This is a genomic window from Larkinella sp. C7 (assembly GCF_006149005.1).
Taxonomy (GTDB): Bacteria; Bacteroidota; Bacteroidia; order Cytophagales; family Spirosomataceae; genus Larkinella.
Genome location: NZ_VBSL01000004.1, coordinates 135,358 through 152,347, shown reverse-complemented (window position 1 = coordinate 152,347; position 16,990 = coordinate 135,358). Strand labels below are relative to the sequence as shown.

At 51.9% G+C, this 16,990-nt stretch carries 14 protein-coding genes; 7 read left to right on the top strand and 7 right to left on the bottom strand.

Features of this window, described 5'->3' with window-relative positions; genetic code table 11:
- The first annotated feature begins 109 nt into the window (after positions 1-109).
- From FH871_RS11625 to FH871_RS11610, 4 genes are all read left to right on the top strand, one after another.
- Positions 110-1,072, top strand: a complete 963-nt coding sequence (locus FH871_RS11625; protein WP_138991605.1) for an electron transfer flavoprotein subunit alpha/FixB family protein — start codon at positions 110-112, stop codon at positions 1,070-1,072.
- A 113-nt stretch (positions 1,073-1,185) separates the two neighbouring features.
- Positions 1,186-1,782 carry a bifunctional nuclease family protein gene (locus FH871_RS11620; RefSeq protein WP_114408903.1) on the top strand — a complete coding sequence of 199 codons (597 nt, stop codon included), beginning with the start codon at positions 1,186-1,188 and terminating at the stop codon, positions 1,780-1,782.
- Positions 1,783-1,846: 64 nt separating this feature from the next.
- Positions 1,847-3,580 carry a glutamine--tRNA ligase/YqeY domain fusion protein gene (locus FH871_RS11615; RefSeq protein ID WP_138991604.1) on the top strand — a complete coding sequence of 578 codons (1,734 nt, stop codon included), beginning with the start codon at positions 1,847-1,849 and terminating at the stop codon, positions 3,578-3,580.
- Positions 3,581-3,624: 44 nt separating this feature from the next.
- Positions 3,625-3,828, top strand: a complete 204-nt coding sequence (locus FH871_RS11610) for a hypothetical protein (RefSeq protein WP_138991603.1) — start codon at positions 3,625-3,627, stop codon at positions 3,826-3,828.
- On the opposite strand, the gene FH871_RS11605 is transcribed toward FH871_RS11610, so the two are convergent.
- Complete coding sequence (locus FH871_RS11605) at positions 3,829-4,797, bottom strand: YihY/virulence factor BrkB family protein (RefSeq protein WP_138991602.1); 969 nt, start codon at positions 4,795-4,797, stop codon at positions 3,829-3,831.
- A 252-nt stretch (positions 4,798-5,049) separates the two neighbouring features.
- Between FH871_RS11605 and FH871_RS11600 the strand changes: the two genes are divergently transcribed.
- Positions 5,050-5,520, top strand: a complete 471-nt coding sequence (locus FH871_RS11600; protein ID WP_138991601.1) for a Dps family protein — start codon at positions 5,050-5,052, stop codon at positions 5,518-5,520.
- A 214-nt stretch (positions 5,521-5,734) separates the two neighbouring features.
- Positions 5,735-6,805: a hypothetical protein gene (locus FH871_RS11595; RefSeq protein WP_138991600.1), complete on the top strand. Its 1,071-nt coding sequence runs from the start codon at positions 5,735-5,737 to the stop codon at positions 6,803-6,805.
- 6 nt (positions 6,806-6,811) lie between these two features.
- On the opposite strand, the gene FH871_RS11590 is transcribed toward FH871_RS11595, so the two are convergent.
- From FH871_RS11590 to FH871_RS33775, 3 genes are all read right to left on the bottom strand, one after another.
- Entirely contained in the window at positions 6,812-8,677 is a 1,866-nt protein-coding gene (locus tag FH871_RS11590) for a CocE/NonD family hydrolase (RefSeq protein ID WP_138991599.1), read from the bottom strand.
- A 172-nt stretch (positions 8,678-8,849) separates the two neighbouring features.
- Complete coding sequence (locus tag FH871_RS11585; protein ID WP_138991598.1) at positions 8,850-11,270, bottom strand: ABC transporter permease; 2,421 nt, start codon at positions 11,268-11,270, stop codon at positions 8,850-8,852.
- Positions 11,271-11,391: 121 nt separating this feature from the next.
- Positions 11,392-11,496 carry a transcriptional regulator gene (locus FH871_RS33775; RefSeq protein ID WP_229317225.1) on the bottom strand — a complete coding sequence of 35 codons (105 nt, stop codon included), beginning with the start codon at positions 11,494-11,496 and terminating at the stop codon, positions 11,392-11,394.
- Between the two features lie 457 nt (positions 11,497-11,953).
- Here FH871_RS33775 and FH871_RS11575 point away from each other — a divergent pair, with 457 nt between their 5' ends.
- On the top strand, positions 11,954-12,280 hold the full coding sequence (locus FH871_RS11575) for a helix-turn-helix transcriptional regulator (protein WP_138991597.1): 327 nt from the start codon (positions 11,954-11,956) through the stop codon (positions 12,278-12,280).
- Here FH871_RS11575 and FH871_RS11570 read toward each other — a convergent pair.
- From FH871_RS11570 to FH871_RS11560, 3 genes are all read right to left on the bottom strand, one after another.
- Positions 12,274-13,737 carry a leucine-rich repeat domain-containing protein gene (locus FH871_RS11570; RefSeq protein ID WP_138991596.1) on the bottom strand — a complete coding sequence of 488 codons (1,464 nt, stop codon included), beginning with the start codon at positions 13,735-13,737 and terminating at the stop codon, positions 12,274-12,276. The genes FH871_RS11575 and FH871_RS11570 overlap by 7 nt on opposite strands.
- Before the next feature lie 99 nt (positions 13,738-13,836).
- On the bottom strand, positions 13,837-16,527 hold the full coding sequence (locus FH871_RS11565) for an ABC transporter permease (protein ID WP_229317223.1): 2,691 nt from the start codon (positions 16,525-16,527) through the stop codon (positions 13,837-13,839).
- Positions 16,482-16,820: a PadR family transcriptional regulator gene (locus FH871_RS11560; protein WP_138991595.1), complete on the bottom strand. Its 339-nt coding sequence runs from the start codon at positions 16,818-16,820 to the stop codon at positions 16,482-16,484. The genes FH871_RS11565 and FH871_RS11560 overlap by 46 nt, the downstream gene beginning before the upstream one ends.
- Between the last annotated feature and the right edge of the window lie 170 nt (positions 16,821-16,990).

Here is a 16,990-nt window from a genome sequence, read left to right as displayed (position 1 = left end):
TCAGACGGGGCCGCCCGGCGGTCAATCAGGTTTTACTCTCTGATAACCTCTGATGTCCCCTGATCACCCTGTGTACTAACCGATTCCCAACCTTTAAAGCCATACTAAAATGTCAGTCTTAATTTTTGCAGAACTCGACGAAGGTGCGTTGAAGAAATCATCGCTCGAAGCTATATACTACGGTTCAAAAGTAGCCGCCCTTACCGGCACATCCGCCACCGCCATTGTCCTGGGCGAAGGCAAGGCCGACGAACTGGCGAAAGCCGGTCGGTTTGGTGCGACCAAAGTGCTGCACGCCAGCGATGCCCAACTGAACGAAGGCAACGCGATGGCCTACGCCAGTGTGGTGGCCGAAGCGGCCAATCAGGAAGGAGCCGACGTGATTGTGCTGGCCAAATCATCCCTGGCCGATTCGATGGCGGCCCGGCTGGCCGGAAAACTGAAAGCCGGCCTGGCAGCCAACGTGATCGAGTTGCCGGATGTGAGCAGCGGTTTTCGGGTGAAGCGCAGCATTTTCACCGGAAAAGCGTTTGCCTTCACGGAATTGACGGCGGAGAAAAAAATTCTGGCAATCAAGAAAAATACCATTACGCCGGAAGAAACCGAAGCCACCGCGACGGTTGAAGCATTCAAACCGGCTTTGAATGACACTGATTTTGCTGTTAAAGTGACCAACGTTGAAAAAGCTTCCGGCGACATTCTCCTGCCCGAAGCGGATCTGGTTGTTTCGGCGGGTCGTGGACTGAAAGGCCCGGAAAACTGGGGAATCGTCGAAGATCTGGCGAAGGCGCTGCACGCGGCCACGGCCTGTTCAAAACCGGTTTCGGACCTGGACTGGCGGCCCCACCACGAGCACGTCGGACAAACCGGGATCAAAATCAGCCCGAATCTCTACATGGCCTGCGGGATTTCCGGTGCCATTCAGCATTTGGCCGGTGTGAACTCATCGAAGGTCATTGTAGTTATCAACAAAGACCCTGAAGCACCGTTTTTCAAATCGGCGGACTATGGCATCGTCGGCGATGTGTTCGAGGTACTGCCCCGCCTGACGAAAGCGGTACAGGAGTTGTAATTTGGGGCATTGGGACGTTTAACGGTTGGCGAATTTGGATTTTTTTAGTTTCTGGTGAAAAAACTCCTAAACCCGCCAACCGCTAAACTCCCAAACTCTATTAACTTTGCGCCGTGGAGAAGATTAGACTTGAAATCTTAGGTTTGTCACCCAGCCAATCGCAGTCGGGTTCGTTTGCATTGGTGTTGGGAGAAGAATATGGGAACCGCCGGTTGCCAATCATCATCGGTATGTTTGAAGCTCAGGCCATTGCCATCGAGATCGAGAAGATTGTGCCCAACCGCCCGATGACCCACGACCTCTTCAAATCATTTGCTGACAAATTCGGCTTTACGGTTCGCGAAATCGTGATTTCCGACCTGCGGGAAGGGATCTTCTTCGCCAGAATCGTTTGCACCGACGGCACACGGGAAACCGTGGTCGATGCCCGCCCGTCCGACGCCATCGCGATTGGCATCCGGTTTAACGTTCAGATTTACACCTACGAATCCATCCTTTCAGAAGCCGGCATCACCGCCAGCGTCACCGACGAAAGCGAGGAACAGGAAGAACTGGTTCCCCAGCCCGCGTCCCGCTCGTCCCGCTCGCTGACCGAACAACTGAAAGACATGACGCACGACGAGTTGCAGCAATCGCTGGATGAAGCCCTGAAAAAGGAGGAATACGAAAAAGCCGCCAAGATTCGGGACGAAATGAGCCGTCGTAATTAGTCTTCCTTTTGCCAAAGCCAACCGAAGGCTGTAAATTAGTCCTTTCACCCCTGATTCAAGCGGTATGCCTGAAGTACCCAACGATACCAATAACCGTATTTCCAACGAATCGGAACGCCGGAGCGATGCCCCTGCGGAACGTTCGCTGAATTTTATCGAGCAAATTGTTGAAGAAGATATTGCCAGCGGTAAAAACGGAGGCCGTGTTCACACGCGCTTTCCGCCCGAACCCAACGGCTATTTGCACATCGGTCACGCCAAATCCATTTGTCTGAATTTTGGGCTGGCCGATAAATACGGCGGAAAAACCAACCTCCGCTTCGACGACACCAACCCCGTTACGGAGGATACCGAGTACGTTGAGTCGATCAAAGCCGATGTCCGCTGGCTGGGTTTCGAATGGGAAAATGAGTTCTATGCGTCGGATTATTTCGATCAGCTCTACGCTTTTGCCGAGAATCTGATTCAGAAAGGATACGCCTACGTCGATGACTCGACGGCGGAAGTGATTGCTGCTCAGAAAGGTACACCAACGGAACCGGGAAAAGATAGCCCGTACCGGACGCGTTCGGTCGAAGAAAATCTGGATCTGTTTCGTCGGATGAAAGCCGGAGAATTTCCCGATGGAGCCAAGGTATTGCGCGCCAAAATCGATATGGCGTCGCCCAACATGCACTTCCGCGACCCGATCATGTACCGGATCAAACACGCCCATCACCACCGGACGGGCGATGCGTGGTGCATTTATCCGATGTACGATTTTGCCCACGGGCAATCGGATTCCATCGAGCAGATTACGCACTCGCTTTGCACCCTGGAGTTTGAAGTTCACCGGCCGGTTTACGACTGGTATATCGAGAAACTGGGAATTTTCCCGTCCCGGCAAATCGAATTTGCGCGGCTGAACCTGACGTATACCGTCATGAGCAAGCGGAAACTGCTGCAACTGGTCAACGAAGGTCACGTCAGCGGCTGGGATGATCCGCGGATGCCAACCATTGCCGGGATTCGCCGTCGCGGCTACACCTCCGCCAGCATTCGGGAGTTTGCCGACCGGATCGGGATTGCCAGGCGCGACAACCTGATCGACGTGGGTCTGCTCGAATTCTGCATCCGGGAAGAGCTGAACAAAACCACAACACGGGTGATGGCGGTGGTCGACGAACAACCGATCAAAGTGGTGTTGACCAATTATCCGGAAGGTCAGGTCGATGAAGTAGCGATTGAGAACAACCCCGAAGACCACGAAAGTGGCCACCGCAACGTGCCTTTTTCGCGGGAACTCTACATTGAACGGGATGATTTCCTGGAAAATCCGCCCAAAAAATACTTCCGGTTGTCGCCCGGCGGCATGGTACGGTTAAAAGGCGCTTACATCATCAAATGCGAGGAAGTCGTTAAGAATGATGAAGGAGAGATTGTAGAACTGCACTGCGTATACATTCCCGAAAGCCGCAGCGGTTCGGATACGTCGGGCATCAACGTGAAAGGTACAATTCACTGGGTTTCGGTGGCCCACACCATCGAAGCCGAAGTCCGGCTGTATGACCGGCTGCTGACGAGTGAAGACCCCTCATCCGAAGACCGTGATTTCAAGGAGTTTATCAACCCCAAATCACTCGAAGTTGTGCGGGCTTACGTGGAGCCTTCCTTGAAAACCGCCCAGGCTGGGGATCGTTTTCAGTTTATCCGCAAAGGGTATTTCTGCATCGATCCGGACTCATCCAACGAAAAACTGGTGTTCAACCGGACCGTCACGTTGAAGGACACCTGGGCGAAAGAGCAACGTAAATCATAACTTTTACGGTTTACGGTTTTCAGTGTATTAAGATTTCTACCCCTATGACTCCACAGCAGGAAAAACTACAGCAGGACGCAGCCGAGGTGATGGAAAAACGCATGCCTTTTCTGAACAAAGAGAAAAAGCATGCCATAACCGTTGAACCGGACGCGTCGGATTTGACCATCGACGGTTTGGACGACGAGGAAGAAACGATTGTAAAGGAAATTCTTCGAAAAGAATACGGGTACACGGACCTGGTCTAATTAGTCTTCTTTGACGGGTTCGGTGTTTTTTTGCGGGGGCAACGTTCGCACTTCCCGCTCTTTCTCCTGTTGTTCGACATACACCGCATAATCCGCAGGCTCGATTTTGATGCCGTAATGCTCTGCATACACCTGCGTGAATTCAGCACCGAAATACAGGATGGCGGCCGTATAATAAATCCAGACCAGAATAACGATTAGTGATCCAGCGGCCCCGTAGGTGGAGCCGGTGCTGGTGGTTTCGATGTAAAGTCCGATCAAATACCGCCCCAGCATGAAGAGCAGGGCGGTGAAAATAGCCCCCCAGCGAATGTCTTTCCAGGCAATTTTGGCATCCGGCAACACTTTGAAGATCACGCCAAATAAAACCGTGATGACAGCGAAGCTGATCAGGAAATTGAGGGCTTCTACAAAGATGATGGCCAGCCCCGGAAAATAGCGGGTGAGCGTGTCACTCAGGGCCAGGACAATCCCATTGACAATCAGGGATACCACCAATAAAAAGCCCAGGCTGACGATCAGGGAAGAGGATAATAACCGATCTTTCAATATTTTAACCCAGCCGCGTTTCGGCTTGGCTTTTACCCGCCAGATCAGGTTGATCGAATCCTGGATTTCCACAAAAATGCTGGTAGCACCCAGGATCAGGGTGAAAATACCGGTAATTAAAGCAATGTTCGTTTTTCCGGAAAGCTCCACACTTTTGATCATTTCCTGGATCTGACTGGCCGCCTGATTGCCGACCAGTCCATTAATCTGCGAAAAAACCTGGCCCCGGATGGCTTCTTCACCGTAAAATATGCTGGTAATCGAAATCAGTAAAACCAGCAGGGGTGCCAGGGAAAAAACCGTATAGTAGGCCAGCGCGGCACTCAGTTTTAAGCCGCGGTCGTCCATAAAACCGTTGAAAGTTCCCAAAAGCAGCGTCCACGCGTCGGTGAAGAACTTTTTGTATTTTGATTGTGCCATACCGTTGTTAAAACTGGATTTCAGAAGTAAGCGTAGAGAAATCCGACAAGAGAAAAACAAACACCGTTCGTCTCATTCCACTGCCCCTTCTCTCCTCCCGCTACTCTTGTCTTTTTTCTTTATACTTCCTGTCTTCTAAACCGGAATGCCAGCCTGTTGTTTGGGTCATTTGATAAACAAACCGGCGTTTCAGTGGTTTTAGAAAAGGCTGCTGATGGAAAGCCGCCCTTTCATTTTAAGACATCACACAACATGAAACTTAACATTGGTCTTGATCAGGACACCCTCAAACAAGTCAACGAGCTGTTGAATGCTCTTCTGGCCGATCAGCATGTGTTATACATCAAAACCCGGAAATACCACTGGAATGTCAGCGGCCCGAGCTTTCTGGAATACCACGAGTTTTTCGAGAAACAATACACCCAGCTTGAAGCGGCCATCGACGAAGTGGCTGAACGCATCCGTACCCTGGGGGGGCGGCCATTGTCGACGATGGAGGATTTCCTGAAACACACCAGTTTAAAGGAAGATAAAAGCAGCGAAGTGAAGACCGAAGATATGTTCAAACGGCTGCTGGACGATCACGAACAATCGATCCGCGAGCTGCGGGAAGACGTCAGCAAGTGTGAGGAACTGGAAGATGCCGGAACCGCCGACTTCCTGACCAATCTGATGGAAGAGCACGAAAAAATGGCCTGGATGCTGCGGAAGTATCTGTCGTAATGCCCCGATTTTGGAGAAAGCCCCGGTTTCCTGACGGATGCCGGGGTTTTGTCGTTTATTTAAGATAGTGCATGCCACCTTCTTGCTCAACTGTCAGATTACCATTCCAGTAATCGTTTTACCGTTTCCTAATAAATACGATTTCCCAGACGAAAAAGAAGGTAGTATTGTACCGATCATACCGGTATGACTTCATCCTAACTCCTTCAAAGCCATGTGGAAACGTCTCGCCTTCGTTGCTTCGGCGCTGCTGATTCTGTCGGTTTTCCGTTGCACGCCCACCCCCCATCAGGTTCCGAATGACTCACTCAAAGTCTGGCTGGTAGGACTGGATGGGAAAACCCTTTTGCTTGATCAGAAAGCGGCTGAATCGGTTCCCCCGCCACCGGTTAAACAGGATAAGAACGGGGGTTATTACGGCACGCGGTTCGCTCTCAGCCCGGAGCAATATTCACGGTTGAAACAGGCCAAAAATCCGGCGATTATCCGGGTTCTCTACGGCGAAAAAGATCAGTTTCTGAGGGCGGAAGCCTTCCCGCTTTCGAAGCTTCTCAAAGAAGGCAACATCGATCTGCCTGATGTCCAGCTCATTCCACCCAAAGCTGTTCAGATTGATTACCAGGTACTGGACTACTCAACCCCCTTACCGTTGCCGATGATTATTCAGGAGTTGGATCTCCGAAAATATCCGTGGAGTATCTATGGAAGGCTTATTATCCGACTTCCGAAAAACATTTATTGCTACTTTACCACCACCTCCCCCTGCGAACTGGAACGCTGCCTGCGGTATCCGCCGGAATTCAATTTTGAAAGCATCGAGATCCTGGCCAATGCCGGCCCGACGGTCATCAAAACGCTGACGTCCGCCGATTGTGCCGTTACCCTGGCAGCCTCCCAGGCTTTCAGCACCGCGGGTCCGAGTGCCACCTTTAAAATCCGGGCTACACTCAGACGCTTACGCGCGGTCCCGGCAAGCCCGGCGCCGGTGTATTCGTTCCGGTTTTCCAACTCAGCCCTGCCCTCGCGTATCGAAGCCTCGAATCTGGTGAGCGTCGATCTATCCAGTCTGGCCACCCTGGCGGTTGGGGCCACCCAAACCGTTGAGTTCCAACTAAGCTGGATTTTGCCCACGGGCATTGGGGCCAAAGATTTCTTTATCGTCAACAATGCCACGTACGACGCGATTGTGGCCAAAGGCGGTTGCACCACCCCCAACACCATGCAATATTATGCCGAAGACCGGTTTCGCTTCAACCTGAACGGAGCCGTTGGTGGCTGTTTGTAAAGGAATTTACTCCACAACCCGAACTTTCAAAAAGCTGCTGCCATACACCCGATGGATGGCTTTTTGAAAGTCGGTTTCGCTGGCATTGTGGATATTGGGAACAAACTTCTGCGGATTACGGTCGTAGAGCGGGAACATCGTGCTTTGCACCTGCACCATGATGCGGTGGCCTTTTTTGAAGGTATGCAGCACATCGATCAGCTCGTAGTTGACGGCGGTAATCTCGCCCGGCTTGAACGGTTTGGGTTTCGTTTTGTCTTCCCGGAACTTGCCCCGGAATGCGTCATGCCGGATCATCTGCTGAAAACTGCTCATCTTCTCGTTTTTAGCGGTATTGGCGTTGTCTTTCGCATCGCCCGGATACACGTCGATCAGCTTCACGATCCAGTCGGCATCAGTTCCGGTGGTCGAGACCTTCAGATTGGCGAGCAGGTTACCGGCCAGCGTGACGTCTTTGTCCAGCACGTCGGTCTGGAACACCAGTACGTCGGGACGGCGGGCGGCAAACCGCTGGTCTTCCACCATATAGTCGCGGTTCATGTCGAGCGAGATGGTTTCGGTAAACGGCACCGGTTTCGCCGGATCGGAGACAAATTCTGAAAAACCGGTGTTTTTTGCCGGAGCTTCAAACGCCAGTTTTCCACCCGGCAGCAGGTATAGGTCCTTTTCGACGGCGGCTTTGGGCGGCCAGGCATCGAAGCTGCGCCATTGGTTCGTTCCGGTTTCAAAGACCTGGGCTTCGGGGAACTTGGCGTCGCCCTCCCCTTTCAGGAAATACGCGAAGAATTTCCGCTCAATGTTTTCCTGAAAATAAGGCCCGGTTTTTTCACCAAAATTTACGCTGCCCAACTGTTCACCCGTGTCGTTCCAGCCGCCGTGCGTCCACGGACCGGCCACCAGAATATTGTAAATGCCGGGGTTCTGCTTTTCAATGGCCGCATAGGTTTTGAAAATGCCGTGTAAATCCTCGGCGTCGTACCAGCCGCCGACAATCATGACGGCGTGTTTGATGCCTTTCAAATGCGGCAAAATATTCCGCGACTGCCAGAATTCGTCGTAATTCGGATGCGCCAGATTGCCGTTCCAGTACGGATCTTTTCCGCCGTACAATTCCGGTTTCTGCGAATTTTTCATCGGGCCGAGGTTCAGGAAGAACTCGTAACCGTCTTCGGTGCCGTACTTAAATTCGGTCGTCGCTGCGGTTTTCGTCGGCTTCCCGTCCGTCCGGTTCGTAAAATAGGGGTAGAAATTGAAGTTATGCGGGATTAGAAAAACGCCATTGTGGTAGCTGTCGTCCCGCCAGAGATCGGCCATCGGGGCCTGCGGGGAAGAAGCCACCAGCGCCGGATGCCCGCTCAAAGCCCCAACCGACGCGTAAAAACCGGGGTAACTGATGCCCCACTGCCCGACTTTTCCGTTGTTGTTCGGAATATTTTTAATCAGCCAGTCCACCGTATCGTAGGTATCCGTGCTTTCGTCTACGTCGGTTTTGGACTTTTTATTGACAAGCTGCGGGGTCATTTCCTGAAAAACACCCTCACTCATCCAGCGACCCCGAACGTCCTGATACACAAAGATGTATTTGTCTTTCATGACAAACTCGGAAGGGCCAAACCGCCGGGTCGGAAACTGGTCTGCGCCGTAAGGCCGGCAGGAATACGGCGTCCGCTGCATCAGGATTGGATATTTTTTTTCGGCCGAAATATCTTTCGGAATATAGACCGCCGTGAACAGTTTGACACCATCCCGCATCGGAATCTGGTATTCAACCTTGGTGTAATTTTCTTTGATGAAGGGATTGGCAACCGGTGCCTGCGCGTAACCGCCAACGGAAATGACCAGGAAAAAGCCTATCAATAATCGTATTTTCATAAATGGATTTACAGATCGAAGTCCGTGAGTTTGGTACTGGTTATTGAATTAGATGATTGGCCGCGTAGCGACGGTCGGCCGTTGCCGTCGAATGTTTATAGCAAATTAGTTACCCGAATCATTATCAACTATTTAACCTTAACGTTAAATCCACAATCGGGGCATTCTAAAATCATTCATTCTGCAACGATTGAGTCGGGTTGGCCAGTGCCGCTTTCACTGTCAGGTAGCTAATGGTTGCCAGAGCGATCACCACCAGAATCAGCATCGGCACCAGCCAGTGAATCGGGTTTAGTTCAATCCGAAAGGCGTAAACCGACAGCCATTGCGTCATCAGATACCACGAGACCGGAATCGCCAGCAGGCCCGCCAGCAACAGCAAGCGGACGGATTCCCAGGCCAGCAACCGCAACACGCTGGTCACCGACGCCCCCAGGACTTTCCGAACGCCAATTTCTTTGGTTCGACGGGCCGTGCTGTAGGACGTCATCCCGAACAAACCCATGCAGGCAATCAAAACCGCCAGCGACGAAAACAGGATAAATGTTCGGCCAAACTGCCGGTCCTGCCGGTATTGCTGGTTGAAAAAATCATCCAGAAAAAAGTAATCCATCGACGATTCCGGAAAAAACCGCCCCCACACGGTCTGCACTTTTTCGACCAGCCCATCTACCTGACTGGTACTGATTTTCAGCGAATAAAAATCTGTCGGCAGCCAGCGATAGTCGGGGTCCATGAACAGAATCAGGGGCGTGAATTGCTTTTGGAGCGACTGCTGGTGGTAATCTTTGACGACGCCAATGATCTCGTTCGGCCGGTCGTGCGTCGATTCCAGCAGCACTTTTTCGCCGATGGCCTGTTCGTTGGACTGAAAACCGAACTGCTTCACCGCCGATTCGTTCAGCACCAGCCCCAGCGAATCGGCGGGGCGGCTGCGGTCGAACGAACGACCCGCGACCAGTTTCAGATCGAAGGTTTTGATAAAATCGAAGTCGATCATCAGCATTTCATACAGCCGGTCGGCGCTGGGTTCTTCGTGCAAACGACGGTTGGCCAGCATCTGCCCCACTTCTTTGCCCGGAACCGCACCCGAACCCGTCACCTCCGTGATCCCCGGAATGGCTTTCAATTCGTTTTTCAGCGTCTGGGTTTTCCGGCTGTAGTTCTCGGTTTTCACCGGTGCTTTCAACACCAAAACCTGATCGACCCGAACACCCAGACTCTGGTTCATCATGAACGAGAGTTGATGCCAGGCGACAAAGGTGCCCACAATCAAAACCATCGAAGCAGTAAACTGAAACACGACCAGTCCTTTGCGCAAAAACGCTCCGCTGCCCGTAAACCGGTATTGCCCCTTCAACGCCAGCGCCGGTTTGACCTGCGACAGCACCAGCGCCGGATAAATCCCGGAAATGGCCACGCCAAACCAGAAAATCAAGGCAAAAAGACCGTACTGGCCGGGTTCCGACCAGTCGAACGATGCGTTTTGCAGATCCAGAAAGACGGGCAAAACGAAATGAGCCACAACGACGAGCATAACCGCCAACACCAGCGCCAGCCCATTGAGCAGCAGCGATTCGAACAAAAACTGAAATACCAGCAGGGCCTTGTGTGAACCTACGGTTTTCCGAATCCCGATTTCTTTGGCCCGATCCATCGCCCGGGCGGTCGAGAGGTTGATGTAATTGACCCAACCGATGATGAGGATCACGAAGGCAATGGCCGACAGAAACTGAACTGCCCGCCGATTGCCTTTCACCTCGATTTCGTTCTGCGTAGCCGGGTTCAGGTGAATGTCGTGCAGGGGAACGAGGTAAATCGCCCAGACATGATCGCGCAGGGCTTCGGCGGTTTTGTATTTTTCGGACAAAGCCGGAAACTTGGCGATCACCCTGGCGGGATCGGCTTGCGGACGAAGCCGTACAAAGGAATAACTTTCGTGCTGGTACCAGAAATCCCAGTTCCGCCGGTTCGACGTAGTCCAAGACAGCAACATGTCGAACTGCATGGTGGAGTTGGGCGGCAGATCGGCAAAAACGCCCGTCACCTGACAGTGGTACGAACTGGCAATGGTGCTGACATCCAGGTATTTTCCCAACGGATCGGTGTTGCCAAAATACCGCCGGGCCGCCGATTCCGAAATCACAATCGTGTTCGGAGACGCCAGAAAAGTGTTGCGATCGCCTTTGAGAACCGGATAATTGAAAAACGTAAAAAAATTGGAATCGGCAAAACAGACGTGGTTCTCCCGAAACTTGGTTTCTTCGTGCCGCACCACGCGGGTCGAACCGCGCCAGGCGATGCGGGTGTAGGTCTCGATTTCCGGAAAGGCCTGCTTCATGGCCGGCACGTAGCCGTTGGAACTGGTGGCCCAGTGATCGGTTTCGGCACCATTCTTGAAAAACACACTTTCGACCCGGTAAATCCGCTCGCCATCCGGGTGAATCCGGTCATAGCTCTGTTCAAAGCGAACGTAACCGGAGATGAGCAGGAAAGCCGCCATGCCCAACGCCAGACCGGTTACGACGATGCCGGTGTAGACTTTATTGCGGAGAATGGTTCTGAAAACAACGGTACAGTAGTGTCGGAGCATTGGCCGGAACGGGAGGATATGAAGATGAAAAGGATTCCAGAACGCTGGAATCGCCTGTTTGCTCCGTAAAGTACAAATTAAATGAGAGAAAAGGCCGCTGACTGACGACAAAAGTTGAAGGTCACTTTTTGATGTATTTTTCCAGCGCGTTTACGTAATTTTCAAAAGCCGTAAGACCCAAATCTGTAATTTCACAAAGGGTTTGGAGGAAATTATCTTTCGTCACTTCAATGTATCCCGCGTCTTACAGTTTGGTAATCTGAACGCTCAGATTACCCGCCGTGGCCCCGTTTTTTCGTGCAGAAACGTAAACACCGCTTCCTGAATGCTGATCAACAAGGACACACGACCAGACGCAACTGCTGATGCAGCAAGGTGTCCCGTTCTTCAAGCATCTCATTTCCTGTCAATTAACCGTATCCAATGCCCGGAAATGATGGAACTGCAGGTAATGCGTCACACTGTCGACTAACACCAGCCAGCCCCACATCAGGTAGAGGGTGCCGTTTTTTCATGATAAAGTGGTTGGTGTATGACATCAACTAAATAGCTGCACTAAAAAATCATCCGGAATGAATATTCCTGACCAAAAGTGAATTAATTTTAGCTACCCGATCGTTGTATTAGCAATTAGTGTATCTACACCTTTTTTGATTTACGGGCAAAATGAAAGGAAAAACCGCATGAAGCAATACCAACATCCCACCATCGACCAGATTACGTTAACCGGTATTTTACACGCGCTGAGTGATCCGGTGCGGCTGAATTTTGTGCGAAGTCTGGATCAATACGCGACGGAGCAACGTTGCGGGGCCATTGCGACCCCCGTTGCCAAATCGACGATGTCGCACCATTTACGGGTATTGCGCGAGGCTGGCATTATTCGCACCCGAACCGAAGGTACGCAGTGCCTGACTTCCCTCCGGCTGGACGAGTTGGAAACAAAATTTCCGGGTGTGGTGAAGTCCGTTCTGAATGCTGTCGACCAGGCCGCGTCCATTCTTCAATAAAAAACCTCCGTTTTGTTCCCTTCCAACTGTTTGATCAGGTTGGCAGAAACGGTTTTTTGCTCGCTGACGGGATTGCCGCGAACGAAAAGTTTCTTAAGCGTTTGAATCCGGGTCAGACTGGAAGGCAGGTCGGTCAGGCGGTTGTGGCTCAGGTCAAGTTCTTCCAGGTAAGGAAGTGTCAAAACCGGGTCGGGAACCGTGACGAAAGCGTTGTGACTGACATCCAGAATCCGTAGATAATAGAGTTTCTGAAGGCTGGCGGGTAAACTACCCAGAAAATTATGGTGCGTATACAGCACCTGAAGTTTCCGCAAACGACCCAGGTTTTCCGGCAATGTATTGAGTTTGTTGTTGGAAATGGCCAGTTGCTGGAGCCGTGGCAGGCGGCACAGGCGATCCGGTAGTGTGCGTAAGTTGTTGTAATACAGATCCAGAACCTCCAGCCGTCGCAGCCTGCGGATTTGATTGGGCAGCACATTCAGCTTCGCTTTGTACAGATTCAGGTCTTTCAGTCGGCGGAGTCGGCGGAAGGGTGCCGTATTGAGTCCTCCCGAAAAATCATTCAAACCGAGCCAGAGACTTTCCAGCCGCCGGTTGCGGGTGACGGCTTTCGGAATCGCCGTAATTTTGGTCGACTGAATATTCAGAATTTTCAAATGTTTGTTGCGGGCTACGTGTAGCCCCTCGTTGCCCAGCGGATTAGAGGAAACATTGAGTTGCTTTAAAGTCGGAATCAGAAACACTTTTTCCGGGATCACGCTGAGGCTGTTGACGCTCAAATCCAGAATTTCCAGATTCGGAAACCGGTAGATCACCTCGGGGACTTCCTTCAGTTCCAACGTATTCAATACCAGATTTTTAACGGTGTCCGGACGAGCGGTTTTTTCGGCTTCTGCCAGCGTAGTCATAATCCCCGGCCCTTTCCGCAGTTTTCTTTTGGAAGGCAGTTTGCCAATCGCCAGCGCGGAGGAAAAGCGGTACGGTTTGTCGCCGGTAACGGGGAAACGATAGGTCGAAAACCACGGGCACAACACCGGGTCGATGCGCGCTTTCAACCGGAGCGTAGCCAGGCTGTCGGAACGCATAACGGAGAAATTCCGGCCCACTTCATAAAAAACCCGGTTTAGGGAGCCATCCGGGTTGGCATACAGGTTGACAATCAGGTAACAGGTGGTGTCCTGCAAGACATTGGCCTGCTTAAACATCTGGTTGAGGTCTTTCCCAAACTGCTCACTCAGTTCATACCATTTTTTTTCGCTCGGCTCCATTTCATCAACCGTCCGAAAACCGGGTTGGCGCGTTCGGAAACCCGGATCGATGATCGTTTGTGCCTGAACGTATTCTTTCGCCAGCTTTTTAGAAGCCGCATCGTGCTCCGCTTTGGTCAGGCAAACGGTTTGGGCCGACAACGTCCCGGTGATCAGGATTCCGGCGAGTACTACGAGGTAATTGGGCATGAGAAAAAGCCTTTAACGTATCGTTTAGGTGAACAACGGTAAATATAGTTGAATTATTGACATCTTCCACTTTTTTACCGTTGCCACCAACGAAAACCGTTATTCCGACCGGAGAGATTTCACCGGATTGGCCAGCGCTGCCCGCAACGATCGATACCCCACAGTGAGGACCGCAATGATAGAAGTGATGGCAATCGCGGGAACGAAAATACCGGCTCCCAGTTCAATCCGGTACACAAAATCATTCAGCCAGCGACTCATGACCCACCACGCCAGCGGAGCCGCCAGCCCGAAAGCGATCAGCAGCAATTGGAAGAATTCTTTCCCAAATAACCACAAAATACCGAAAACGCTGGCTCCCAGAACTTTGCGAACTCCGATTTCCTTGGTTTTCTGGGCAGCCATATACGATACCAAACCGTAGAGACCCAGGCAGCCAATCACGATGGCAATGAGGGAAAAGGCCTGAATCAGCCACAGAATCATGTTGTCGAGCTTGTAAAACCGGGCAATGTCCTCGTCCAGAAACCGGTAGGTAAAAATGGACGAGGGATACATCGCCGACCAGTTTTTTTCAAGCCCGGCGAGGGTCGGCCCCAGATTGGCGAGACTTACTTTTACCCCGCAATGGCTGTAATTCTCGCTGCGTGTCGTGATGCAAAGCGGGTCGATAGCCGCGTGAAACGACCGGTTGTGAAAATCTTTCATGACGCCGACGATGGTTCCCTTCCGCCCGTTGATCGAAGCATCTTTGCCAACAACAGCCTGGTTAGAGGGCAATCCAAGGGCTTTTACGGCACTTTCATTCACGAGGTATTCACGGATCGTGTCCGAAGGATGTAGATTGCGCCCGGCCAGAATCTGCAGACCAAACGTGGGGGCATACTGATCGTCAGCGGCTTTAATCGTTATGGGAAACGTTTCGCTTTCGGTTCGGGTGTCAAAACGGATGCCGGTGCTTCCCGCATCTTCGGATGCGGGGGCGGTATCGAAAAACGTTACGTTTTCAACCCCGGCCACTTCGGAAAACTGCGAACGCAGCGTATTGATGTTCGACTTCTGGTTGTTCGGAACGGGTAAAATGACCATCGCGTCTTTCTGGAAACCCAGATCGGCCTGCCGGGAGTACCGGAGCTGATTCGCAATCACCAACGTACCGATGATGAGCAGTTGCGAAATGGCAAACTGGGTGACGACCAGGCTCTTTCGCAGCGAAAAACCACCCATTTGTCGTGGCGAAATCTTTCCTTTCAACGCCAGCAAGGGCTGAAAACGCGCCAGAATCAGGCCGGGATAAGTACCCGAAAAGAAGATGACGATCAGAAGCAAAATGGGTAAGAAGGTGACCAGATAAACATTCTTCAGTGGATTCAGGCTCAGCTCAATTTCGAACAGGCGGTTCACGGCGGGGAGGGCCAGATAGGCCAGCAGGAAAGCGAAAACCGTAGCCAGCCCGGCCATAACCGCCGTTTCGGTCATAAACTGCCAGAAAAGTGCCCCCCGCCGACTGCCCAGTACTTTTCGAACCCCGATCTCCTTCGAGCGGCCGAGGGCCTGAGCCGTGGACAAATTGATGAAATTAACACAGGTGGTAACGATCAGAAAAAAGCCAATCAAGCCAAAGGCCCAGAGATTTTTTTTCTCGGTGTATCCCTTCAGGTTGGGGTTAAAATGCACATCGGCCAGGGGTTGCAGCTTAAACCGGAAATACTTCGCCATGTCCTGGTTGTAGTATTTATCGGAAATCGCCGAAAGCACCGTGGCATCGATCGTTGCGGCCGATGCGCCCGGTTTCAGCCGGGTGAAGCACTGCATCTCACTATTGACACTAAACCACCAGTCTTTTTCCACCATCCAGGGCGTATGATCTTTCAAATTGTCGAAGGGAATAAACATTTCGGAGCGAAAATCCGTGTTGGGCGGAAGGTCGTGCAGAATGCCCGTGATCCGGACCACCAGGGAGTCATCGACGTGGACAAGTTTGCCGATGGGATCTTCGTCACCAAAATATTTCCGGGCGACCCGTTCTGTTAGAAGGGCGGTGTTCCGTTCGTGCAACACGGTTTTTGGATTTCCCTGCACGAGTGGGAAATTGAAAATGTCCAGAAATTCGGGGTCGGCAAAGGCAATGTCTTCTTCAAATTTCTTCGCTGGCGAAACCTCCACCACTCTTTTTTTCAAAAAAGCGATTCGCCCCACGTGTTCGACCGCTGGATGTTCATTCCGAAAAGTCGTTCCAAGCGGATTGGGAACGCCGGTATTGTACCGGATTTTGTCATCGTGAAATTCCGTGTAAATCCGGTAAATCCGATCCTGGTGCGCGTGGAAGGTGTCGAAACTCAGGTGGTAGGTGATCAGCGTGAAAATCAGAATGACACAAGCCATGCCGAGGCTGAGACTTAACACATTGATGAGGGCATGCGACCGGTTGCGGTTGAGCTTCCGAAGGGCAATTTTGAAATGGTTGCTGAGCATATTCATTAAGGCAGGGTTTGAATAATCAGTGGTTTGAGGATGCCGGGAGTGTTGATTGGCGGAGTTCCGGCGCCAGAGTCGGGGATGCAAAAGCAGCAGCACATCCAGCCCATACAGCCAGCGGGCCTGGGAAGACCCGAAGCGACGAACCCGTTTCTGAAACAATTCGTACAAATCCCCCAGCAGCTCTTCGCGAAGGTGGGGCGCGATGATCCGTTCCAGCAGTCGTTCGGCCCAGCGGGGCGGCTGGGGTGTGTTCGGTTTCTGACTCATGACATACTGCCGCCGAAAGCGGTTTTTGGAATCCCATCCCACAACTCGTTGCGGATTCGTCGCACTTCCTGCAAGGCCTGTTCGCCGGCCACGCTCACGGTAAACAGGCGTTTCCGACGACCCCCGCGCTCGGCAGTCGATTCGCCAAACCGCGAACTGACCAACCCTTTTTCTTCCAGTCGTTGCATGGTGCGATGAACCGCTCCCAGGCTCATGGGCCGCTCCAGTCGCTGGCCGAGGGCTTCCACGACGGCCACGCTGTAGGCATCGTCATACAGAAACGCGATGGTGAGCAATACCAACTCCTCAAATTCCCCCAGTTGATCTCCTTTCATTCGTTCACAATAGTATCTTTCTCTTTTGTATAGCAAATAGCAGACCAATCATTAAAAACAGGGAATAGATTGAAACAAGGCCATTATATAATGGAAAACAGATTGAACGCTGTCCAGAAACGGACAGCGTTCTGTACAAAACTGGACAGCCGAGTCGGGTGATTCAATAA